The sequence below is a fragment of the Roseomonas sp. 18066 genome (assembly GCF_902706185.1).
In the GTDB taxonomy this organism is placed as follows: Bacteria; Pseudomonadota; Alphaproteobacteria; order Acetobacterales; family Acetobacteraceae; genus Pseudoroseomonas.
Genome location: NZ_CACSJM010000012.1, coordinates 25,625 through 48,924 on the forward strand (window position 1 = coordinate 25,625; position 23,300 = coordinate 48,924).

Genomic DNA, 23,300 nt, shown 5'->3' on the forward strand with positions numbered 1-23,300 from the left:
CGGGTCAGCCGCCGGCGAGGAAATCCGTGATCAGCTTCAGGTTCAGCGCCACGATCAGCAGCGCGATGGCCCAGCCCAGCCAGAGCTGCCAGCGCGGCGCCGCCAGCCCGCCCAGCCGCGCCCGGTCCGAGGCGAAGAACATCAGCGGGATCACCGCGAAGGGCAGCTGCAGCGACAGCACCACCTGGCTGAGCACCAGCAGCTGCGCCGTGCCGCTCTCGCCCGAATGCCAGGTCACCAGCACGGCGGGGACGATGGCCACCGACCGCGTCGCCAGCCGCCGCCAGAACGGCGGCAGGCGGAAGCGCAGGAAGCCCTCCATGACGACCTGGCCGGCCAGCGTCGCGGTGACGGTCGCGTTCATCCCGCACAGCAGCAGGGCGACGGCGAAGAACGTCGCCGCCAGCCCGCTGCCCAGCAGCGGCGCCATCAGCTGGTAGGCGTCCTGGATCTCCGCGACCTCGGTGTGGCCGCCGGCATGGAAGGTCGCCGCCGCCAGGATCAGGATCGCCGAATTGACCAGCAGCGCCAGCCCCAGCGCCACGCTGCTGTCGATCGAGGCGAAGCGCACCGCCTCGCGCTTCTCCGCCAGGCTGTCGCCGACATCGCGCGACTGCACCAGCGCCGTGTGCAGGTACAGGTTGTGCGGCATCACCGTGGCGCCGATGATCCCCATGGCGATATAGAGCTGCGCCTTGTCGGTGGCGATCGAGGCCGCCGGCACATAGCCGCGCAGCACCGCGCCCCAGTCGGGATCGGCCAGCGCGATCTGCAGCCCGAAGCAGCCGACGATCAGCAGGATCAGCCCGAAGACCAGCGCCTCCAGCCAGCGCATCCCCTTGTGCTGCAGCCAGAGGATGGCGAAGGCGTCGAGCGCCGTCAGCATCACGCCATAGAGCAGCGGGATGCCGAACAGCAGTTCCAGCGCGATGGCGGTGCCGATCAGCTCGGCCAGGTCCGTGGCGCAGATGGCGATCTCCGCCAGCAGCCACAGCGGATAGGCGATGGGCTTCGGAAAACGCTCGCGGCAGAGCTGCGCCAGGTCGCGCCCGGTGGCGATGCCGACCCGGATGCACAGCGCCTGCAGCAGGATCGCCATCAGCGACGAGGCCAGCGCGACCGAGAGCAGCGTGTAGCCGAAGGCCGAGCCGCCGGCCAGCGCCGTCGCCCAGTTGCCCGGATCCATGTAGCCGACAGCGATCAGATAGCCCGGCCCAATGAAGGCGCCCAGCCGCTTCAGCCAGCCGGCCGCATGCGGCACCCGCACGCTGCGATGCACCTCCGGCAGGCTGCGGACGCCGTCCATGCCGATACTCCGAAAAATGTAGCCTGTGCTATGATACGGGGGAGAGGCTACGGTGCAAGCCTGCCGCCCAGTAAAAGAAAGCGGCGGGGGGAGGTATCCCCCCGCACCCCCTTCTATTTCTGTTCCTTGGCACCCACGGCAAAGGACACCCATGGCTGGCACGCGATACGGCGTCGATCTGCGCGGCATCCAGGGCAACGATGCCCAGGACCTCGCCACGCTGCTCGGCACCACGCCAGAAAAAATGAGCCCGCGCATCGAAGCCCTGCTGCGCGATCCGGCGGCAACGGCGCTCGTCGCCACGGGGTGGAACGGCACGGTCATCGGCGTCGTCGCGCTGCGCTGGGGAAGCGACCTGCTCGCCGATCGCGGCGGCGCCAGCATCACGGCGCTGGTCGTCGCCAGCGACGATCGGCGCAGCGGCATCGGCAGGCTGCTGCTCAAGGCCGCCTCCCAGGCGGCACGCCAGCATGGCTGCGACCAGATCGACATCGCCCTGCCGCCAGACGCCGAGGCCGCGGCCGCCTTCTGCGCGGCCCTCGGCTTCACCCCCGTGGGCCACAGCCTCAGCCGGCCGCTGCGCAAGCGCAGCGACAGCCGCTGAAGGCTACTCCGCCACCCCGCCCAGCTGCGGGAAACGCCTGATCAGGTCAGCGAAGATCGCCTCCAGCTGCGCGCCGGGCGAGGCCCCGCCATGCTCGCCGGCCTCGACCGCGGTGAAGATCGCCTTCTTCACCCAATGCCGCCAGGTGACCGCGGTGCCTGCCAGCAGCCGCGTCAGCACGGCATAGCGCTCGGCGCTCCACACCACCTCGAAGGCGGCGCGGCCGGGCCCATAGTCGAACAGCGCGGCCGCGGTCCGCGGCACGGCGCGCAGCCCGGCGGTCGCCTGCGCATCGACGATGCCGTCGCGCAGCACGACGCCATAGCCCATCTCCGCCTGCGCCTCGGAGACCAGCCCCGCCGCCACGTCGCGCGCCACCAGCGCCGGATCGCGCGCGAAGGCGTCGCCCCAGCCGCCGGCGCCGGGGCCGGTGACGCGGATCACGTCGCCCGGCTGGCACAGCACCACGTCGCGATTGCCGAGCTCCTCCGGCGCCACGCCATCGGGGTTGCGGGTGAAGCGTGAATTGGCCCCTGCCCCGCCGCCGCGCAGCCCCCAGCAGCCGAAGCGCGTGCGGTCGCGGTTGCGCGCGGTGATCATGGTCTGCGGCGCCGAGACCGAGAATTCCATGAACACCGCAGCACCACCGCGCCGCAGCCCGGGCCCGCCGCTGTCGCGCGCCAGGCCATAGCCGTTGAAAAGGACATTGACCTCCGCTTCGTTGATCTCGACGGGCGTGTTCTTCAGGAAGCTGGAATTGGCGCCGCAGCCATCCATGCCGTCATGCGCCGGCTCGCCGCCCGCGCCGCCGCCCACCGGCCCGATGGAGGCCATGATCGGCCGCCCGCGCCGGTCCATGGTGCGGACATTCATGATGGTCATGCCCGCCGCCGGCGAGGCCGGCATCCGCTCCGGCAGCGCCTTGGCGAAGACGCCGAGCGTCGCCACCTGCGTCACCGAGCAGGTCAGGCTGCGCATGCCGACGGCCGCCGGCGGCAGCGGATTGACCACGGTGCCGACCGGCAGCACGGCCGTCGCCACCCGCAGCAAGCCGGCATTCAAGGTCAGGCTGCGATCCAGCGAATAGAGCACATAGCCGAGGCCCACCATCACCAGCACATGCCGCTCGCGCCCGCCGGTCGGCATGTTCAGCGAGGAGACCAGCTGCGGGTCGCTGCCGGTATAGTCGAGCACCAGCTCATCCCCGCGCACGCGCAGCGTGATATGGATGCGGCAGGGCGGGCCGCCTTCGCTGTCCTCGTCGGCGAACTCGCTGTGCTCGTAGTCGCCATCGGGGATGGCCGCGACGATGCGCCGCGCCTGCGCCTCGGCATAGTCGAGCAGGTCGGCGATGCCGTCGCGAAACGCCTGCAGCCCGAAGCGCGCGACGATCTCCTTGACCTTGCGCTCGCCGACGGCCAGCGACGCGATCTGCGCGTTCAGGTCGCCCCAGTTCTGCTCCGGCAGGCGGACATTGACCGCCATCAGCCGCAGCAGCTCCTCGTTGAACACGCCCTCGCGCAGCAGCTTGCAGGGCGGGATGCGCAGGCCTTCCTGCTGGATCTCCGTCAATGTGCGCGACAGGGTGGCGGGCACGGCGCCGCCCATGTCGGTGTTGTGGATATGGCCGGCGACAAAGCAGACCAGCTGCCCCTCGACGAAGACCGGCTTCCAGATATGGATGTCCGGCGTGTGCGTGGCCACCGACCCGCTATAGGGATCGTTGGTGATGCAGACATCGCCTTCGCGATAATCCTCGATCAACCGGATCGCCGGGCCATAGTCCAGCCCGATATACCAGGTGGCGCCCAGCGTCTTCGGCGAGGCGAAGGTCACGCCATCCGGCGTCAGCAGCCCGCAGGAAAAATCCTCGGTCTCCTTGACGAAGGTGGAATGCGCGGTGCGCATCAGCGTGTAGGCCATGGCCTCCGCCGCCGCGGCGGCATAGTCGGCCAGGATCTGCAACGACAGCCGATCGGTCTTCATGCCGCGCGCTCCCCCACCGTGATGCGCAGATTGCCCAGCTCATCCACCCGCACCGTGCAGCCCGGCGGCACCACGGTGGTGCAGTCGTCCTGCGCGATCACCGCGGGTCCTGGGAAAGCATGGCCGGCGCGCAGGTCGCGCCGATGGTGCAGCGGCACGCGCCGCATCGCGCCATCCAGCCAGGCCTCGATGCTGGCCGAGGGCACCGCCTCACCGTCGGCGGCCGGCAGCCGCGGCAGCACCGGCTTCGGCGTGTCGCCCTGCGCCACCAGCCGCAGGTTGATCAGCTGCACCGCCGCCTTGCGGTCTGCATGGCCGAACAGCGCGGCATGGCGGTCGTGGAACGCCTCGCGCAGCGCGGCAAGATTTCCCGCCGCGATCCAGGCCGCCTGCAGCGGCACCTCGATCTCGAAGGATTGCCCCTGGTAGCGCATATCGGCGGTGACCAGGGTGTCGCCCGCGGCGCCTTCGCCCTCCAGCCAGGCGCGGCCCTGCGCCTGCAGCGCGACCAGCGTCTCCTGCAGCACCGGCACCGTGGCTGCATCGAGATCGCTGTAGATGGTCCGGATGAAATCGTTCTTCAGGTCGGCGACCAGGCCGCCCAGCGCGCTGAGCACGCCCGGCGTCGGCGGCACCAGCACCTCCGCCATGCCCAGGCTGCGCGCCAGCATCGGCGCCAGCATCGGACCGGCGCCGCCGAAGGCGATCAGCGTGAACTCGCGCGGATCGATGCCGAAACGCGAGACCAACGCGCTGATGCCCGTATACATGCCGGAGACGCAGATCTGCTGCACCGCCTCGGCCACCGGCTCGATATCGGCGCCGAGCTTCTGCGCCAGCGTCGCGAAAGCCGCGCGTGCCGCGACGATGTCGACGCGCACGGCATTGTAGCCGAGCTCGCTGGCGCCGATCAGGCCGCAGGCGACGAAGCTGTCGGTCACCGTGGGCTTCTGCCCGCCGCGCCCGTAGCAGACCGGCCCCGGGCTGGAGCCGGCGCTCTCCGGCCCGACCTTCAGCACGCCGAGACTATCGACCCAGGCGACCGAGCCGCCGCCCTCGCCGATCGAGCTGACCGAGACGGAGGGTATATAGATCTGGAACTCGCCGATGGTCTCGCCGACGCCATATTGCGGCTGGCCGTCGATGATCAGCGCGACGTCCGCGCTGGTGCCACCGATGTCGAGCGACAGTGCCTTCTTCAAGCCGGCACTGCGGGCAACGAAGGCGGCGCCGATCACGCCGGACGCCGTGCCCGACAGGATCATCTGGATGCAGTCGGCCTTGCCCTGCTCGGCCGCCATGACCCCGCCATTCGACTTGGTGATGCGCGGCTCGGGCGCGACGCCGGCATTCTTCAGCGCCTGCTGCAGCGAGGTCAGGTAGTGGGCGACGCGCGGCTGCACATAACCGCCGACGACGGCCGTCACCGTGCGCTCGTATTCGCGGATGATCGGCCAGGTCTCGCAGGAGAGGAAGACCGGCAGTTCGGGCGCCGCCTCGGCCAGGATCGCCTTGACCGCCTGCTCATGCGCGGGGTTGCGATAGCTGTGCAGCAGCGAGACCACCAGCGCCTCGCAGCCCGTCGCCTGGGCGCGCTGCAACGCCGCCAGCACCGAGGCGCGATCCACGGCGCGAAGCTCCGCACCATCCGGCCCGATGCGGCCGCCGATGCCGAAGACGCGCTCGCGCGGCACCAGCGGGTCCGGCCGGCGCGAGAACAGGTCGTACATGTCGGCGATCTTCAGCCGCGCCAGCTCGAGGACGTCGACAAAGCCCTCGGTGGTGATCAGGCCGAGGCGCAATCCGCGCCGCTGGATCACCGCGTTTACGCCGACCGTGGTGCCATGGGTGAAATAGCTGATCGCCGAGGGCGGAATGCCATGTCGCGCCTCGAGCTGGCGCAGGCCTTCCATCACCTCCTGCCCTGGCTGGTCGGGCCGGCTGAACACCTTCAGCGCGCGGACGCTGCCATCGGCCTCGTCCAGCACAGCGAAGTCGGTGAAAGAGCCGCCGATATCGACGCCGACGCGGATGCCCATCTCAGCCCTCCCCTTCCGGTGACGTGGCAGGAGGAGGTATCGCTGCAGGCATCCGGCAGTCCTTTCGCATCCAGGGCGCGGAACGCTACACCGCGGTTCCGGCGGCGCGCAAGTCGCCGCCGGATCGCGTCAGCGCTGCGGCCAAGGCTGCTCGCCCAGATCCCAGAACAGGCCGGCGGCGATCTCCAGCCCTTCGCGCATCAGCGGCAGCAGCGCATGCTCGTTCGGCGCATGCTGCGAGCAGCCGCTGTAGGAATGCGGGATATAGACGGTGGGCAGGCCCAGCGTGATGGCGAAGCTGTCATTCGGCAGCGAGCCGCCAGCATTGGGGATGATCATCGGCGCCTTGCCCACGCTGCGCTCGATCGAGGCGGCGACCATTGTCGGCCAGGGCCCTTCCGGATCCATCCGCGTCGCCGCCCAGTCGGCGCCTTCCTTGATCTCCACGACCTCGACATCGTCGAAGCCCTGCGCCGCGAGATGCGCGCGAATGGCGGGCACGAAGCTCTCCACCGGACGATCGACGGTGTAGCGGATCTGGCAGCGCGCGAAGGCTTCCGGCGGCACCGCATTGACCGGCGCCAGCGGATTGCCGGTGCTGAAGGCCAGTACCTCGAAGGTGTTCCAGCTGAAGACCTTCTCCGCCGCGGACAGGCCGGGCTCGCCCCACCAATGGTTGATCTCGGGCCCGGTGGCGCCGCCATCGACACGGCATTTCGCCAGCGCCCGGCGGATGCTGTCGGGAATCGCCTCCGGCACCAGGTCGCGCACCAGCACCTTGCCGTCACGATCGATGATGCTGGCCAAAGCATGCGCCAGGCGCACGCCGGGATTGGCCAGCAGCCCGCCCCAATTGCCGGAATGATGCCCGCCTTCGCGGTAGCGCACGCGCAGGTCGAAGCTGATGGCGCCGCGCGTGCCGAGGCTGAGCGTCGGCACCTCCGGCACCAGCCGCGGCCCGTCGGAGGCGATCAGCACATCCGCCGCCAGTTCTTCGCGATGCGCGGCGCAGAACTCGTTGATGCCGGGCGAGCCGACCTCCTCGCTGGTCTCCAGCAGCACCACGACATTGTAGCCGAGCTTGCCGCGGATCTGCCGCACCACATCGAGCGCCGCGAGATTGCCGGTGAACTGGCCTTTGTTGTCGACGATGCCGCGGCCATAAAGGCGCTCGCCGCGCTGCGTCATCACCCAGGGCGACAGGCCTTCGAGCCAGTCGCCGTCCATGCCGAGCACCGTGTCGCCATGGCCATAGGTCAGCAGCGTCGGCAGCGCCGGATCCTCGATGCGGCGGCCGATCAGGAAGGGACCACCCTTCCCCATCGGATTCGCATGCACGCTGCAGGCGAAGCCCATGCGCTCAAGGTCCGGCGCGATTTCCTGCTGCAGATAGGCCCAAAGATGCGGACCGCTCGCAGGGTCCTGGCTGGCGGTCGGATAGGCCACGCGCCGGGCGAGAACCTCCAGCAGCGACCCGTCGTCGAGCAAGGCGCGCGCGGCGGCAATGGCGGCGTCACGGCTCATCTGTCTTCTCCCCCTGTCGGCTTGCGGCGCAGGATCAGCGCGCCGGAGCCATGCATCTCGCCCATCCAGCCGGGCGGCACAAGGGTGGTGGCGTCAAGCTGGGTGACGATGGCGGGGCCGGCGAAGCGATCGCCGGCGCCGAGCGTGGTGCGGTCATACAGCGCCGCCTGCTGCTCGCCATCGGGGAAGCGCACCGCATGCTGGCCGACGGGCTGCGCACCCTTGCCCTCCGGCAGCGTGGTGGTGATGCGGCCGGCCAGGGCGCCGGTGGCCTCCAGCCGCAGCGTCACCAACTCCACTGCCGCATCGGGCAGGTCGAAGCCGTAGAGCGCGCGATGCTGCGCGGCAAAACCCGAGGCTGTCGCTGGCATGTCGCCCGCCCAGGCGACCGCGAGCTCGCCGCCCTGCCCGGCATAGCGCAGCAACGCCATGCGGCGCGTCGCGCGAGCGGCGTCGGGCACTTCTTCCTCGGCGAACCAGGCCAGCGCCTCGGCTTCGAGCCCGGCATAGGCGGCATCGATCGCTTCCAGCGCGGGGGCCGCCGCATTGTGCAGGCTGCGGCTGAACTCCGCCTTCAGGTCAGCGGCGAGCAGGCCCTGAGCGCAAAGCACGCCGGGCGATGACGGCACCAGCACGGTGCGGATGCCGAGAAGATCGGCCAGGGCACAGCCATGCAGCGGACCGGCGCCGCCGAAGGGGACGAGCGCGAAGTCGCGCGGATCGTGGCCGCGCTCGACCGAGACGACGCGCACGGCGCCGACCATGTTGCTGTCGGCGATGGCCAGGATGCCGCGCGCCGCTGCCTCCAGCGACAGGCCGAGCGGTGTCGCGGCATTCTCTTCCAGCGCCTGCGCCGCCGCCGCGACGTCGAGCTGCATGCGACCACCCAGCAGGCTTGGCGGCAGATGGCCGAGCACGACATGCGCATCGGTCACCGTCGCCTGCCGCCCGCCACGGCCATAGCAGGCCGGGCCCGGCGTGGCGCCGGCGCTTTGCGGACCCACGGCCAGCGCGCCGGCCGGCGTGACGCGCGCCAGCGAGCCACCGCCGGCGCCGATCGTCACCATGTCGACCATCGGCAGCGGCAAGGGCCAGTCGCCGACCTTGCCTTTCTGCGTCAACGAAATCTCGCCCGACTTCATCAGGCAGATATCGGCGCTGGTGCCGCCGATATCGACCGTGATGATGTCCGGGAAGCCCGCCGCCGCGGCGATGGCGCGGGCGCCGACGACACCCGCGGCAGGCCCCGACAACGCGGTGACGGCGGGGGCGCGGCGGATGGCGGCGGCACCGGCGACGCCGCCATTCGACTTCATCAGCAGCAGCGGTGCCGCGATCTTCTCCTCCGCCAGCCGCGCTTCCAGCCGGCCGACATAGGTGGAGACCGCGGGCATCACCTGCGCGTTCAGGATGGCAGCCAGGCTGCGCTCATATTCGCGCACCACCGGCAGCACCTCGGTCGAGGCGGTGACAGCGATGTCCGGCAGCGCGGCGCGCAGCGCGGCGGCGACGCGCTGCTCATGCGCCGGGTTGGTGAAGGCATGCAGCAGGCAGACGGCGACGGCCTGCACGCCGATGGCGCGGCAGGCGGCGATGGCGCGCTGCAGGCTGTCCTCGTCGAGCGCGACCAGCACGCTGCCATCGGCTGCGATGCGCTCGGCCACCTCGAAGACATGGGCCGGCGGCACCGGGCGCGCCGGCTTGATCCAGCTATAGAGATTGGCGCTGCGCGGAATGTCCTGGCGGCCGATCTCCAGCACATGGCGGAAGCCGGCGGTGGTGATCAGCGCGGTGGTCGCGCCCTTGCCTTCCAGGATCAGGTTGGTCGCGACCGTCGTGCCATGCAGCACGCGGCCGATGCCATCGGCGGCGCGGCCCGCGGTGTCCAGCACCAGCTTCACGCCGGTGAGGAAAGCCTGCGACGGATCGGCCGGCGTGCTCGGCGTCTTCGCGGTCCAGGCCTCGCCGGTCGCCGCATCCTGCAGGGTGATGTCGGTGAAGGTGCCGCCGATATCGACGGCGACCAGCAGGTCGCGCGGCAGCGTCTCAGTCGAGGACATTGGTGTAGCTCCCGCGATGGAAGGCGAGGGTTGCGGGACGATCGGCGCGCCGCGCCGCGGTGGCCTCGGCATCGACGGCATCGTCGCGCAGGACGACACCATAGTCGCGCGCGGCGGCCTCGGCGCCGACCATGCCGCCGAGCACATCCTGCAGCACCAGCGCGGCCGGACGGTCATAGGGATGGCCGCGACCGCCGCCGCCGCCGGTCTCGATGCGCAGCACATCGCCGCGCTTCAGCCGGTTGCCGTCGGACAGCGGGTTCAGCACCTGCTCGCGCGCCGTTCCGGGATTGACGGTGACGCGGCCGGGGCCGGCGGCCAGCCCGCCATCGGCGCCCCAGGGCGGGTTCTGCACACCGTCGATGCGCACGGCGAGCATGGCCTCGTCGGCCATCACCTCGTATTCGCGCACCACGCCGCAGCCGCCGCGGAAGCGCCCGGCGCCGCCGCTGTCGCGGTTCAGCGCGTAGTGGCGCAACCGCACGGGATATTCCAGCTCGAGGAATTCCACCGGGTAGTTTTCCTGCGCGACGAAATAGACCGCGTCGATGCCATCGGCATCGGGACGCGCGCCATAGCCGACGCCGATGCCGTCGCTCATCAGGAAATTCTTCCCGCCCGCCGAGCCGCGCAGCAGGATGATGACATAGGCGGAATGCGCGGCGGGCGCCTTGCCGCCGGCGACGGCGACCAGCCCGTTCAGCGCCGCCAGCAGCCGCATCATGGTCAGGCCGCGCATGCCCAGCGGCGCCGGGAAGCGTGGCTGCAGCAGCGATCCCTCGCGCAGCCGCACCTCGTCCAGCGCGCGGGAGCAGCCAGCATTGACCACCTGCGTCGGATCGCCGCCGAGGAAGGACAGGCCCAGCGCCATGCCGGGCACATCCGGGTTCATCAGGAAATTCACCGGGCCGGGCGACTGGTCGTCGGTCTCGGTGGCGTCGAGGATGAAGCGGTCATCCTCGGTGCGGGTCAGCGCCAGGCGGATGCGGAAGGGGCCATTGCCGTGGCCGTCGCTGTCGATGCGATCGGTGAAGCGATGCGTCCCCACCGCGAAGGTCTTCTTCAGGTGCTCGCGCACGGTGGCTTCAGTGCGGGCCAGCAGCTGCGACAGCGCATCGGACAGGACATCGGCGCCGAAGCGGGCGGCGATCTCGCCCAGCCGCGCCACGCCGAGCTCGACGCTGGCCATCAGCGCCCTGGTGTCGCCGCGCGACAGGCGCGGATAGCGCGAGTTGCGGTAGAATATCTCGAGCGCCGCGGTATTGACCTCGCCGGCGCGGATCAGCCGGGTCGGCGGGATGATGATGCCTTCCTGGAAGATGTCGGTGGTGTCGGGGCTGATCGAGCCCGGCCGCAGCCCGCCAATATCGGCGAAATGCGCCCAGCCCATGACGAAGCCGACGCGACGGCCCTCGAGGAAGACCGGCGCCAGGAAGACCTGGTCGTTGGAATGGCTGACGGCGCCACGGCTTTCGTAGCAGTCGCTGTACCAGTAGAGGTCGCCCGGCCCCATCTCAGCCGCAGGGAAATGCTTGAAGACGGGGCCAGCGATGTCGCCGAAGACCGGCACGTTGGAGCCCACCGCCATCACGCCATCGGCGTCGAAGACGGCCGTGTAGAAGTCCTTCTTCTCGCGGATGAAGGCGGACATGGCGGTGCGCTCGATCAGCGCCTCCATCTCCGCCTGGGCGGCGCGGATGGCGCCGCGCAAAATTTCCAGCGTCACGGCGTCGCAGCGGCGCGGGGCCAGGCTGTCCATCGGCTTTCCTCCGGTCTTGGTCTTGCTGGCCGTCACGCGACGGGGGCCAGTTGTGTCGCCAGTTCCTGCCAGCGCCAGCAGGCGGTGGCATGCGTGCCCTGCTGCGTCAGCGGCGGATCCTGCGTCTTGCAGGCGGCCACGGCATGGGCGCAGCGCGGCGAGAAGGCGCAGCCGGGCGGCAGGCGCGCCGCGCTCGGCGGCTCGCCCTGCGGCACGGCGGCGGGCGGTCGGTTCTCCGGCTCCAGGCTCGGCGAGGCCGCCAGCAGCGCGCGGGTATAGGGGTGGCGCGGGTTGGAGAAAATCTCGGCGGCGGGGGCCTGCTCGACGACGCGGCCGAGATACATGATGGCGACGTTGTGACAGAAGCGCCGCACCACCGAGAGGTCGTGCGAGATGAAGATGTAGCTCAGCCCATAGCGCCGCTGCAGGTCACGCAGCAGGGTCAGCACCATGGCCTGCACCGACATGTCGAGGCCCGAGGTCGGCTCGTCCAGCACGACGATGCGCGGCCGCAGCGCCAGGATTCGCGCCAGAGTCACGCGGCGCAGCTGGCCGCCAGAGAATTCATGCGGGTAGCGCGGCCGCGCCGTCGCGTCGAGGCCAACCGCGGCCAGCACCTCGTCGATGCGGGCGCGGCGCTCCTCGGCGCTGGCGACACCCTGGATGACCAGGGCTTCTTCCAGCGTGCGGCCGATATTCCACCAGGGGTCGAGCGCGGCGCCGGCATCCTGGTGCACGTAATGGATGGCGCCCCGCGCGGCGCGCGCCGCCCGTGGGTCCAACCCGCTGACCGTCGCGCCATCCAGAAGAATCTCGCCGCCGCTTTCGCGCTGCAGGCCGAGGATGGTGCGGCCCAGCGTCGTCTTGCCGCAGCCGGATTCACCGACGACGCCCAGGATCTCGCCGGGCGCGAGCGTCAGGGAGACGCCGCGCACGGCGCGCACCGGCGGAATATCGGCGCGCAGCCAGCGCTTGCGGCCGCCGAGCGAGACGGACAGGTCGCGCAGTTGCAGCATCGTGGTCATCGCCCGCCATCCTGCGCGTCATAGAGGATGCAGTCCACCGCATGGCCGGGCGCGGCGTTCCGCAGCGCCGGGTCGCGCAGGGTGCAGGCCGGCTGCGCCTGGGCGCAGCGCGGCGCGAAGCGGCAGCCGGGCGGCGCGCGCAGCGGCGACGGCACGCTGCCGGGGATGCCGACGAAATCGTCGCTGCGATCCGGGTGGCAGGCCAGCAGCGCCGCCGTGTAGGGGTGCATCGGCGCGCGCAGAAGGTGGCGCGCCGGGCCATTCTCCACCGATTGCCCGGCATAGATGACGCCGACACGGTCGCAGAGCTCGGCGACGACGCCGAGGTCATGCGTGACGAACAGCATCGACAGGCCCATATCGTCGACCAGCTCACGCAACAGGACAAGGATCTGCTGCTGGGTGGTGACGTCGAGGGCGGTGGTCGGCTCGTCGGCGATGACCAGCTTCGGCCGGCAGGCGAGCGCCGCCGCGATCAGCAGGCGCTGGCGCTGGCCGCCGGAGAACTGGTGCGGGTAGCGGTCCAGCGCCAGCTCGGCATCCGGCAGCTGCACGCGCCGCAGGATTTTTGTCAGCTGCTCGCGATGCTCGCGCGGGGTGCCAGGGAGATGGCGGCGCATGCTTTCCAGCAGCTGCGCGCCCACGGTGAAAAGCGGGTTCAGCGCCAGATAGGGATCCTGCGGGATGAAGCTGATGCGGCTGCCGCGCACCGTGCGGTCGAGCTCGGCCTCGCTGAAGGCCAGGAGATTTTCGCCTTCGAAGCGGATCTCGCCGGCGCCGATGCGGGCGCCGCGCGGCAGGATGCCGAGGATGGCGCGGATCAGCGTCGACTTGCCGCAGCCGGATTCGCCGACGATGCCGAGGATTTCTCCCTGCGCCACACTGAAGGAAACATGGTCCAGGATGCGGGCCTCGCCCTCATCCCCGCGGATGGCGAGGCGCAGCCCCTCCACCGCCAGCACCGGCACAGCCATCAGCGCGACCTTCTCAGGCGGGGATCGACCAGGTCGCGCAAGCCGTCGCCCAGCAAATTGAAGCCGAGCACGGCGAGCAGGATGGCAAGGCCGGGGAAGGTCGCGAACCACCAGGCGTTGGGCAGGTAGGTGCGGCTCTGCGCCACGGCCAGGCCCCAATCGGGATCGGGCGGCGTCGCGCCCATGCCGAGGAAGCCGAGCACGGCGGCGACCAGGATGGTGAAGCCCAGCCCGATGGTGGCGCGGACGATGATCGGCGACAGCGCGTTGGGCAGGATGTGGAGGAACAGGATGCGCGGGGTGCCGGCGCCGATGCCCTGCAGCGCGTCGACGAACAGCGCGTTGCGCAGCCGCGCCGTCTCGGCATGGACGATGCGGGTGAAGAAGGGCCAGTAGGTCAGCGACAGCGCCAGCATGGCGCTTTCCACCGAGGGTCCCATCAGCTGGGCCAGCGCCAAGGCCAGGATCAGCTGCGGCAGCGCCAGGAAGACATCGGTGACGCGCATGATGGCCTCGGAGAGCCAGCCGCGGTTGTAGCCGGCGATCAGCCCCAGCGGCACGCCGATGGCCATGGCCAGCCCCACCACCACCAGCGACACCTTCAGCGCGCCGCGCGCGCCGAGGATCACGCGGGAGAAGATGTCGCGGCCGAGATTGTCGGTGCCGAAAGGAAAGTCGAGGCTCGGCGGGCGCAGCCGGCGCAACAGATGCGAGGCCGAGGCGTCCTGCGGATAGGGCGCGATCCAGGGCCCGAAGATCGCCAGGAAGACGACGAGAAGGACGATCGCCGCGCCGATCACCGCCGGGATATCCCGGAGAAATTTTCGGAAGACAAGCATCAACGGCTCTCCCGCAGGCGCGGGTCGATCAGCGCATGCACCACGTCGGTCAGGATATTCACCGCGGCATAGATCAGGCCGATCAGCAGGGTGACGGCCAGCATCACCTTGGAATCCGCGGTCAGGATGGCCTGCACCGTGTAGCTGCCGATGCCGGGCCAGTCGTAGATGGATTCGACCACCACCGCGCCGGCCATCAGCCCGCCGAAGAGCAGGCCGATCTGCGTCACCGTCGCGACGACGGAATTGCGCAGCACATAGACCCAGATCAGCCGGCCGCGCGGGAAGCCCACCGCGCGCTCGTAAGTCACAAAATCCTTCTGCAGCGTGTCGAGCACGCCGGCGCGGGTGAAGCGGGTGATGGTGGCGAGCCCGCCCAGCGACAGCGTCACCGCCGGCAGCACCAGGTGCCGCGCCGCATCGAGGAACAGGTCGAAACGCCCGGCCAGCAGGCAATCCGTCAGCAGGAAGCCGGTGGGGCCGGCCGGCGGTGTCAGCCCGGCGCTGAGCTGCCCGCGCAGGGGCAGCCAGCCCAGCTTCATGGCAAACAGCATCTGCAGCATGATCGCCAGCCAGAAGGCGGCGACGGCGATCCCCGCCACCGAGCCGATGCGCAGCAGAAAATCCGGCCAGCGATTGTGGTGCATCGCCGCCACCACGCCGAGCGGAATGCCCAAGCCTATGGCGATGACAAGTGCGGCGAAGGTCAGCTCCAGCGTCGCCGGCAGGCGCTGCGCGATGTCCAGCGCGACGGGGCGGCCGGAATATTGGCTCTCGCCAAAATCCAGCCGCGCCACGCCGCGCAGGTAGCGCAGGAACTGCACCGGCAGCGGCTGGTCCAGCCCGTAGCTTTCGCGGATGGCGGCGATCTGTGCCGGCGTCGCATTGTCGCCGGCCAGCGCCACCGCCGGATCGGCCGGGATGGTGCGGATCAGCAGGAAGGTCACCACCAGCAGCCCGAAGAGCGAGGGCAGCACCAGCAGCATGCGGCGCAGGACGAAGCCCGCCATGGTGGCGTCCTCAGCCCTTCAGCTGCAGCCAGCGCAGCTCGGCGCCGCCGCCGGCCGGGCAGAAGCGGTAGTTGGACAGGCGGTTGGAGACGCCGCGCAGCTCGACCGTGTTGTAGACCCAGATATCGGCGCAATCTTCCATGATCTTGCGCGTCGCCTGCTCGTAGAGCGGGGCGCGCTCCTCCTGGCGGACCAGGTCGCGGGCGCGGCCGAGCAGCGCGTCGACCTCGGGGTTCTTGTAGAAGGAGGACGCCTTCCAGGTGCCGTGGAAGCGGCTGTCATACATCTGGCCGACCCAGTTCTCCGGGTCGACGAAATAGGTGCTGACCCAGTGGATCCACATGTCCGGCGAGGTCTCGGGCTTGGCCGTCGCGGTGACGATGTTCGCCCAGGTGTCGGCGACGATGCGCAGGTTGATGCCGATCGACTGCAGGTCGGACTGGAACAGCTGCGCCGCCTGGTTGGTCTGCTCCAGCTGCGACTGGATATGGATGCGGATCGGCTGGCGGGTGTTCACCCCCTCGGCCTGGGCCGCCTTGACGAAGGCGCGCGCCTTGTCGAGGTCGTAGCTGTAGCCGGCCGCATCTTTCGGCGCGCCCCAGAGCGGGTTGGGCATCGGGCCGGTGTTGCGGTCGGCATAGCCCTTCAGGATCTCGGTGATGAAGCCGTCATAGTTGAAGGCATGCGCCATCGCTCTGCGATAGTTGGCATTGTTGAAAGGTGCCCGCGCATTGTTCATACGGATAATAAATGTGCGAAGCGAGCTGTGCTTCTCCACCCGGGCGGCGCGGCTGGACTGGATCTGCTCGACCTGGTCGGTGGGCAGGTAGCTGTCGGTCCAGTCGATCGAGCCGTTCATCAGCCCGAGCACGCCGGTCGAGGTCTCGCGCGCAGTGCGCATCGCCACCCGCTCGACGGGGGACGGGTTGTCGGCCCAGCCCATGAAATGGCCGGCGAAGCGCTGCAGGTCGAGCCGCTCGGCCGGGGTCAGGCTGCCGGCGACGAAGGCATAGGCGCCCGAGCCCGCCTCGTTCGAGGACAGCCAGGCGGCGCCGTGGTCGCCATCCTTCACATTGGCCTGGACCAGCTTGGCATTGACGATGGCGACGATCGGGATGGCCGCCAGGAAGGGGCCATAGGCGCGCTCCAGCTTGAAGCGCACGGTCTGCGCATCGGGCGCGGTGATGCTGTCGGGCTTCAGGATCGGCAGGAAGGCGCTGGCCGGCGCCTTGCCGAGGGCGAGGACGCGGCGGAAGCTGTAGACCACGTCATCGGCGGTCAGCGCCGTGCCGTCATGGAACTTGACGCCGGCGCGCAGCTTGAATTCCCAGTCGAGGCCATCGGCCGAGGCGGTGTGGCTCTCGGCCAGCCAGGGCCGCAGCACCGCCGGATTGTCCTGGTAGCGGTAGAGCCCGTCATAGGCGTTCAGCGAATAGCCCATCATCGGCACGTCGAAGACCTGGTGCGGGTCCAGGCTCTGCGGCTGGCCGTCGGAGCGGACCATCAGCCCGGGGGTGGCGGCATGGCCCCGCATGGGGCCGGCCATCAGCGCGGCGAAAGCCAGCGCCGCAGTGTCACGACGGGTAATGCGCATCGACCGCTCCTGCACCAATTGCGTGTCACGCCAGCGCAACGGCCGGCCTTCGCCGATCTCTCCAGCAAATGGCGGGCCAGTTTTCTTCCGCTTGCGAATTTTCCAGTGGCTGGAAGGGATCCGACTTGGCACGGCGTTCGCAGGCAGAGGCGGCGACACAGGGGAGGAGCGACGCATGGCGTCCCGGCAGATGCATCTTGGCGTGTTCGTCCTCGGCACCGGCAACCACATCGCCGGCTGGCGCTATCCGGGGGCGGCGGACAGCTTCCAGGACCTCGGCGTCATCCAGCAGATCGCCCGCACGGCGGAGCGCGGCCGCTTCGACCTGATCTTCCTGGGCGATGGGCTGAGCGCCGGGCCGGACGACCACCCTTCCTTCACCGCGCGCTTCGAGCCGATCACCATGCTGGCGGCGCTGGCCGCGACGACCACGCATATCGGCCTGGGCGCGACGGCCTCGACCACCTATGGCGAGCCCTTCAGCGTGGCGCGCGCCTTCGCCTCGCTCGATCATCTTTCCTCGGGGCGGGCGGCCTGGAACGCGGTGACCAGTTCCAACGGCCGGGCCGGGGCCAATTTCGGCCGCGCCCATCCGCCGCATGCCGAGCGCTATGCCGTGGCGGAAGAATTCGTCGACGTGGTGCGCGGCCTCTGGGATTGCTGGGAGGATGGGGCGATCCTCGCCGACCGCACGACCGGCCGCTACATCGATGCCGGCAAAGTCCACAAGCTGCGCCACAAGGGCCGCTATTTCGAGGTCGAGGGGCCGCTGAACATCGGCCGCTGCCCGCAGGGCCAGCCGGTGGTGCTGCAGGCCGGCGCCTCGGCCCCCGGCCAGGCGCTCGCCGCCCGCACCGCCGACGTCGTCTTCGCCGTCGTCCAGGATCTGGAAGAGGCCCGCGCCAGCTATGCCGGGTTCAAGGCGCTGCTGCCGCGCTACGGCCGCGCGGCGGAAGACGTCGCCATCCTGCCCGGCGTCATGCCGGTGCTCGGCGCGACCCAGGAGGAGGCGCTGCAGAAGCTCGCCGTGCTGCAGAGCTTCGTCGACGAGAGCAATGCGCTGTCGATGCTGTCAGGCCGGCTCGGCACCGACATGTCGGCCTATCCGCTGGACGGGCCGGTGCCCGACCTGCCTTTGCCCGACAGCAGCCATGGCTTCGCCCGCACCATGCTGGCCAAGGCCCGGCGCGACGGCATGAAGCTGCGCGACCTCTACAACCTGACCGCGGCGGCGCGCGGCCATTGGGTGCTCTGCGGCACGCCGGAGACGGTCGCCGACACGCTGGAAGAATGGTTCGCCACCGGCGCGGCGGATGGCTTCAACATCCTGCCGCCCTACTTCCCCGGCGGCTTCGACGATTTCGTCGACCAGGTGGTGCCGCTGCTGCAGGCGCGCGGGCTGTTCCGCCACGACTATGCCGGGCGGACCCTGCGCCAGCATCTCGGCCTGGCCCGCCCCGCCTGCCGGCCGCCGGTCCTCGCCGACTAGCTGTCGCCGGCCGCCCAGCTGGCGAGCGCGTCATGCGGGCGCTCGCCGGCGATGGTGGCGGCGACGCCATCGCCGATCAGCGCCCCCAGCTTGAAGCCATGGCCCGAGCAGGCGCTGACCGCCCAGCCCGCCTTGCCCAGCGGGCGCAGCAGGAAGCGCTCATCCTCCGTCACCGTGTAGTAGCAGGCCTTCTTCTCGAGCACCGCGTAGCGGTCCGCATCGCGGAAGGTCTTCTTCAGCTCGGGCCAGAGGCGCTCGAGATCCTGCTCGGTGGCCATGCGGTCGGCATCGGCGTCGCCGCGGCGGGAGAAATGATGGTCGCCGATCTTCAGCCGGGTGCCCCAGCGCGGCGGCAGGATATAGAGCCCGCCCTCGGCGCTGCGGTCGAGCAGCACGGGGGCGCGCGACCAGGCCTCGGCCAGCTCGGCCGGCGGCGCCAGGTAGAGCACCGCCTGGCGCGAGGGCACGGCGACGCCCTTCAGCCCCGGCACCAGCCGGTCGGCCCAGGCGCCGGCGGCGACCACCACGGCGTCGCCGGCATACCGCTTGCCGTCGGCGACCAGCCAGCCGCCCTCGGGATCGACCTCGGAGACCTGGGAATAAGCGCGCATCGCGACGCCGCGGCGCGCCAGCATGGCGACCATCGCGGTCAGGATGCGCACCGGGAACAGCATGCCGGCGCCGTCGGTCTCGACCAGCCGCTGGATGCCCTGCGGCGCCAGGTAGGGGAAGCGCGTCGCCAGCTGGTCGAGCGGCAGGTCGCGGAAGCCGATGCCGAGCTCGCCCAGGCTCTGCGCGGTGGCATCGTGCCAGCCATCGTCGTGGCGCAGCACATAGGTGGCGCCGGTGGCCAGGTAATGCGTCTCGCCCAGATCGGCCCAGAGCCGGTCCCAGGCGGCGAAGGCCTGCGGCATCAGCCGGGCATAGCCGGTCATGCGGCCATAGGCGTGGCGGGTGATGCGGTGCTCGTCATGCGAGGAGGCGCGCGGATTGGGCAGCGCGCCCTGCTCGAACAGCGTCACCTGCCAGCCGCGGCGCCGCAGCCCCCAGGCGGCCGAAAGCCCGGCGATGCCGCCGCCCACCACCAATGCATGCCCCGCCATCCGCTCGGCCATCCGCCCCGCCCTCCGCGCTGTCGCGGCGGCAGCGCAGCATGGAAATCCCGGCGCGGCAAGGTCAGCGGCGGCGCTTCGCCTCCTCCGCCTCCATCGCCAGCAGGTCGAGCGACCAGAGCTGCTTCATGGTCAGCGCGGTGACGGCGACGATGCCCAGCGTGACGACGCCGCCCGACCAGATGGCGGCGGTGACACCCAGCAGCGAGGCGGCGATGCCGCTTTCCAGCGCGCCGAGCTCGTTGGACGAGCCGATGAAGACCGAGCGCACCGCGGCGATGCGGCCGCGCATCGCCTCGGGTGCGGCGAGCCGCATGATGGCGCGGCGGATCACCACGCTCATGCCGTCGCAGAGGCCGGCGACGAAGAAGGCCGCCAGCGACAGCCAGAGCGAGGTCGACAGGCCGAAGATGATGATGGAGACGCCGAAGCCGGCGATCACCCCGTGCAGCACCTGCCCCGCCCGGTGCATCGGCAGGAAGCGGGCGCCGAAGAGGGCCGCCAGCAGGGCGCCGGCGCTCATCGAGGCGCGCAGGAAGCCCAGGCCCACGGCGCCCACCCCCAGCACGTCGGTGGCGATGGCCGGCAGCAGCGCCACCGCCCCGCCGAAGAACACCGCGAAAAGGTCGAGCGCCATCGAGCCGACCAGCAGCTGGTTGCGGAAGACGAAGGTGACGCCTTCGCCGATGCGGCGCAGCACGCTCTCGCCGGCGGCGATGGCATGGCGCGGCGGATGCTCGGCGACGCCCAGCGCCAGCAGCGCGAAGGAGGCGGCGAAGACCAGGGTCAGCCCGGCATAGGTGACGCCCGGCCCGAAGGCGGCCCAGGCGAAGCCGGCGATGACCGGGCCCAGGATATCGGCGCAGCGGCCGGTGGTGGCCAGCAGCGAGACGCCGCGCAGGATCTGGTTGGGCGGCACCACCTGCGCCTCCAGCCCCGAGGCGGCCGGCACCTGGAAGGCCTTGGCGATGCCGTAGAGCAGGGCGATGCCATAGAGCAGCGGCAGCGAGGCATGGTCCGAGGACAGCAGCGACAGGCTGGTGGTCAGCAGCCCGAGCGCGGCGGCGGTGCCCAGCATGATGCGCCGGCGGCTGCGCAGATCGGCGATATGCCCGCCATAGAGCACCAGGGTGACGCCGGGGATGGCCTCGATCAGCCCGAGCAGGCCGAGATCCAGTGGATTGCCGCGCACCTCATAGACCTGCAGCCCCAGCAGCACGGCGATGGCCGAGGCCGCGAAGCGCTCCAGGTTGCTGGACAGCATGAAGGACAGGAATTCGCGGTTGCGCAGCAGGGAGGAGGTGGTCATGGCGTCCTGGAATCGGGGGCGGGCTCCGTCCCCTCCAGGATAGGCCAGGGCCCGCGGCGCCACACCCCGCGCCGGGGGCGGAGCTGGGGCGCGGCCGGCGCCTTGGCGGGCGGTCAGGTGCGGCGCTGTGGCCGGCCGCTGCCGCCATTCGGGCCGCTGGGGCCGGGGGTGGCGTCATCCACCCGGTCCTCCAGCGCGCCGGTCTTGCCGGAGGGGGCGCCCGCCGAGGGGCCGCCCGGGGGCGGGCTGGTATCGCGGCGCGACGGGCCGTCATAGGACGGGCCGCCGCCGCCCTTGCCGGCGCTGCCGGTGTTGTTGTCGGGGCCACCGCCGCCGCCGCCACCGCCACCGAAGGGCTGCGTCGGCGGCCCGGGCGGCGCCGGCTGGCCGGGGCGGCCGTCGCGCGGGGTGGCCATGGCCTCGCGGCCGGAGAAATTGGCCATGCAGCTGACCAGGTGGGTGCTGATCTCGCTGGAGCCGGCCAGCGCCGTGGTCCAGGCACCCTCGTTGCCCTGCAGGAACTGCACCTGCATCCGCGCGCCATTGCGGAAGATGTTGAGGAATTCCTTCACATCGGCCAGCTCGGCATCGCTGTCATTGCCGATGCTGATGCTGATCAGGCTGTCATCGATGGCGCGGGCATTGGCGCGCCAGGGATTGGCGCGGTCGATGCTCAGCCGCACCGGCACCGGCGTGCCGCGCGGAATGGTCCAGCCGACCTTGCCCAGATGCAGGGTCAGGTGCCGGGTGCCGGCGAAATGCTTGATGGCGAAGTAGCGCCCGCCGCCGCGGATGCTGACGCCGCAGACGCGGATGCCGTCATTGGCGACGCCGCGAAAGGCGGTCCAGCCGTTGGACCGGGCATATTCCTGCACCTCGGCCCGCGCCGGGGCGGCGGCCAGCAGCCCCGCCAGCAGCAGGCCTGCGCCGAGCACGGCCTGGCGCGTCATCGATCCCTGTCCCGGCACTCCGCGCATCCCTTCAGCTCCGCAGCATGACCGTCACGGTAACCCGGCGGCCTGCAGCGTCAACGCCCTTGCCCCGGTGGAAGCCGGCTGGCACAGGCTGCTCACGATGATTTTCGCCCCGGAGGGCGCAGGAGAAGACCGGTTGACCGATCTGTTCGAGCTGCCGCTGGTGCTGGGCGATGGCACCACGACGACGCTGCAGCCCTGGCGCGGCCAGGTGCTGCTGGTCGTGAACACCGCCAGCCGCTGCGGCTTCACCCCGCAATATGAGGGGCTGCAGGCGCTGCAGCAGGCGCTCGGGCCGCGCGGCTTCAGCGTGCTGGCCTTCCCCTGCAACCAGTTCCGCGGCCAGGAGCCGGGGACGGATGCCGAGATCGGCGCCTTCTGCGCCAGCCGTTTCTCCGTGAGCTTCCCGGTCTTCGCCAAGGTCGCGGTGAACGGCGCGGCGGCGCATCCGCTGTTCGCGGCGCTGAAGGCGGCGCAGCCCGGGCTTCTCGGAACCCGGTCCATCAAGTGGAACTTTTCCAAGTTCCTGATCGACCGGGAGGGCCGCGCCGTGGCGCGGTTCGCGCCGACGACCCGGCCGGCGGCGCTGCGGGGCGCGATCGAGCAACGGCTCTAGCACCCCGCCCGTCGCCGCCCACCGGGCGGCGACCGCCGAAAAAATCAGCCGTCGGCGCGGATATTGGCGGCGCGGGCGACGTCGCCCCAGCGGGCGTGGTCGCGGCGGACGCGCTCGTCGAACTCGGCCGCGGTGCCGCCGCCCGGCTCGTCGCCCTGGCCGGTGATGCGGTCGCGCACGGTGGCATCGGCCAGCGCCGTGTTCAGCGCGGCATTGATGCGCTGGACCAGCTCGGCCGGCGTGCCGCGCGGGGCGGACAGGCCGATCCAGCTGGTGATCGAAAAATCCTTCACGCCCTGCTCGAGGGCGGTGGGGATGTCGGGGAAGGCGGGCGCGCGCTTGTCGCCGGTGACCAGCAGGCCCTTGATCTGTCCGGCCTTCAGGAAGGGCGCCACCACCGAGGCCGCGTCGAACAGCATCGGGAAGCGGCCGGCGATGAAGTCCTGCATGGCCGGGCCGCTGCCACGATAGGGCACGCTTTCCATCTGCGGATTGCCGATGCGACTGCGGAACAGCTCCATCGCGCAATGCGACATGCTGCCGGCCGCCGCGGTGCCGTAGTCGACGCCCTTGGGCTGGCTGCGGATCCAGGAGGCGAGCTCGTCGACATTCTTCGCCGGCACGGAAGGATGCAGGCAGAGGATCAGCGAGCTCTGCAGGGCGAGCCCCACCGAGACCAGCTCCAGCGGGTTGATGGTCATGCCCGGGAAGGTGTGCGGGTTGATGGCCATGGAGCTCGAATTGGCGGCGAGCAGGGTGTAGCCGTCGGGGCGGGCGCGCAGCACGGCCTCGGTGCCGAGGTTGCCGCCGGCGCCGCCGCGATTCTCGATGACCACGGTCTGGCCGAGGGCGGTGGACATGCCCTGCTGGATGACGCGGGCGGCGAAATCGGTCTGCCCGCCGGGCGGGAAGCCGACCACCAGGGTGATCGGGCGGGCCGGCCAGGCGGCCTGGGCGGAAGCGATGCGGGGGGCGGCCAGCGGGCCCACCAGGGCGCCGGCACCCAGCGCCAGGCCACCGGTCAGCAGCGCGCGGCGGGACGCGGCGGGAATGCGGGTCTTGGTCATTTTTCCTCGGTCT

General features: G+C 70.7%; 18 protein-coding genes. 3 read left to right on the plus strand and 15 right to left on the minus strand.

Annotated features, from left to right (window positions below):
* Positions 1-4: 4 nt before the first annotated feature.
* Entirely contained in the window at positions 5-1,306 is a 1,302-nt protein-coding gene (locus tag GVN67_RS04230; RefSeq protein ID WP_159993133.1) for an Nramp family divalent metal transporter, read from the minus strand.
* A 151-nt stretch (positions 1,307-1,457) separates the two neighbouring features.
* Between GVN67_RS04230 and GVN67_RS04235 the strand changes: the two genes are divergently transcribed.
* Entirely contained in the window at positions 1,458-1,910 is a 453-nt protein-coding gene (locus GVN67_RS04235) for a GNAT family N-acetyltransferase (RefSeq protein WP_159993135.1), read from the plus strand.
* 3 nt (positions 1,911-1,913) lie between these two features.
* Here the strand turns inward: GVN67_RS04235 and GVN67_RS04240 are convergent, their stop codons facing one another.
* The 10 genes from GVN67_RS04240 to GVN67_RS04285 all read right to left on the minus strand — a co-directional run bounded on the left by GVN67_RS04240 (position 1,914) and on the right by GVN67_RS04285 (position 16,720).
* On the minus strand, positions 1,914-3,896 hold the full coding sequence (locus GVN67_RS04240) for a hydantoinase B/oxoprolinase family protein (RefSeq protein ID WP_159993137.1): 1,983 nt from the start codon (positions 3,894-3,896) through the stop codon (positions 1,914-1,916).
* Positions 3,893-5,935: a hydantoinase/oxoprolinase family protein gene (locus GVN67_RS04245; protein WP_159993139.1), complete on the minus strand. Its 2,043-nt coding sequence runs from the start codon at positions 5,933-5,935 to the stop codon at positions 3,893-3,895. The genes GVN67_RS04240 and GVN67_RS04245 overlap by 4 nt, the downstream gene beginning before the upstream one ends.
* Before the next feature lie 129 nt (positions 5,936-6,064).
* Positions 6,065-7,459 (minus strand): M20 family metallopeptidase, encoded by a 1,395-nt coding sequence (locus GVN67_RS04250; protein ID WP_159993141.1) that lies wholly within the window; start codon positions 7,457-7,459, stop codon positions 6,065-6,067.
* Positions 7,456-9,519, minus strand: coding sequence for a hydantoinase/oxoprolinase family protein (locus GVN67_RS04255; protein WP_159993143.1), 2,064 nt, complete (start codon positions 9,517-9,519; stop codon positions 7,456-7,458). Before GVN67_RS04255 ends, GVN67_RS04250 begins: the two co-directional genes overlap by 4 nt.
* Positions 9,506-11,278: a hydantoinase B/oxoprolinase family protein gene (locus tag GVN67_RS04260; RefSeq protein WP_159993145.1), complete on the minus strand. Its 1,773-nt coding sequence runs from the start codon at positions 11,276-11,278 to the stop codon at positions 9,506-9,508. The genes GVN67_RS04255 and GVN67_RS04260 overlap by 14 nt, the downstream gene beginning before the upstream one ends.
* A 32-nt stretch (positions 11,279-11,310) precedes the next feature.
* The gene (locus GVN67_RS04265; RefSeq protein ID WP_159993147.1) at positions 11,311-12,303 is read right to left on the minus strand and encodes an ABC transporter ATP-binding protein; all 993 of its coding nucleotides are present in this window, start codon (positions 12,301-12,303) and stop codon (positions 11,311-11,313) included.
* Positions 12,300-13,277, minus strand: a complete 978-nt coding sequence (locus tag GVN67_RS04270; RefSeq protein ID WP_159993149.1) for an ABC transporter ATP-binding protein — start codon at positions 13,275-13,277, stop codon at positions 12,300-12,302. Before GVN67_RS04270 ends, GVN67_RS04265 begins: the two co-directional genes overlap by 4 nt.
* A complete protein-coding gene (locus GVN67_RS04275) occupies positions 13,277-14,116 on the minus strand; it encodes an ABC transporter permease (RefSeq protein WP_159993151.1) in 840 nt (279 codons plus the stop codon). Before GVN67_RS04275 ends, GVN67_RS04270 begins: the two co-directional genes overlap by 1 nt.
* Complete coding sequence (locus GVN67_RS04280) at positions 14,116-15,126, minus strand: ABC transporter permease (protein WP_159993153.1); 1,011 nt, start codon at positions 15,124-15,126, stop codon at positions 14,116-14,118. Before GVN67_RS04280 ends, GVN67_RS04275 begins: the two co-directional genes overlap by 1 nt.
* A 10-nt stretch (positions 15,127-15,136) precedes the next feature.
* Positions 15,137-16,720 (minus strand): ABC transporter substrate-binding protein, encoded by a 1,584-nt coding sequence (locus tag GVN67_RS04285; protein ID WP_159993155.1) that lies wholly within the window; start codon positions 16,718-16,720, stop codon positions 15,137-15,139.
* A gap of 175 nt (positions 16,721-16,895) precedes the next feature.
* Here GVN67_RS04285 and GVN67_RS04290 point away from each other — a divergent pair, with 175 nt between their 5' ends.
* Complete coding sequence (locus GVN67_RS04290; RefSeq protein ID WP_159993157.1) at positions 16,896-18,209, plus strand: LLM class flavin-dependent oxidoreductase; 1,314 nt, start codon at positions 16,896-16,898, stop codon at positions 18,207-18,209.
* On the opposite strand, the gene GVN67_RS04295 is transcribed toward GVN67_RS04290, so the two are convergent.
* The 3 genes from GVN67_RS04295 to GVN67_RS04305 form a co-directional block, all read right to left on the minus strand.
* Positions 18,206-19,324: an FAD-binding oxidoreductase gene (locus GVN67_RS04295; protein ID WP_235034944.1), complete on the minus strand. Its 1,119-nt coding sequence runs from the start codon at positions 19,322-19,324 to the stop codon at positions 18,206-18,208. The two genes, GVN67_RS04290 and GVN67_RS04295, sit on opposite strands and share 4 nt — an antisense overlap.
* Positions 19,325-19,385: 61 nt before the next feature.
* Complete coding sequence (locus GVN67_RS04300; RefSeq protein ID WP_159993159.1) at positions 19,386-20,630, minus strand: MFS transporter; 1,245 nt, start codon at positions 20,628-20,630, stop codon at positions 19,386-19,388.
* Positions 20,631-20,743: 113 nt separating this feature from the next.
* Positions 20,744-21,580, minus strand: coding sequence for a hypothetical protein (locus GVN67_RS04305; protein ID WP_159993161.1), 837 nt, complete (start codon positions 21,578-21,580; stop codon positions 20,744-20,746).
* Between the two features lie 124 nt (positions 21,581-21,704).
* On the opposite strand from GVN67_RS04305, the gene GVN67_RS04310 reads away from it, so the two are divergent.
* Entirely contained in the window at positions 21,705-22,220 is a 516-nt protein-coding gene (locus GVN67_RS04310) for a glutathione peroxidase (RefSeq protein ID WP_159993163.1), read from the plus strand.
* A gap of 44 nt (positions 22,221-22,264) precedes the next feature.
* Here the strand turns inward: GVN67_RS04310 and GVN67_RS04315 are convergent, their stop codons facing one another.
* The gene (locus GVN67_RS04315; protein WP_159993165.1) at positions 22,265-23,287 is read right to left on the minus strand and encodes a tripartite tricarboxylate transporter substrate binding protein; all 1,023 of its coding nucleotides are present in this window, start codon (positions 23,285-23,287) and stop codon (positions 22,265-22,267) included.
* Positions 23,288-23,300: the final 13 nt, after the last annotated feature.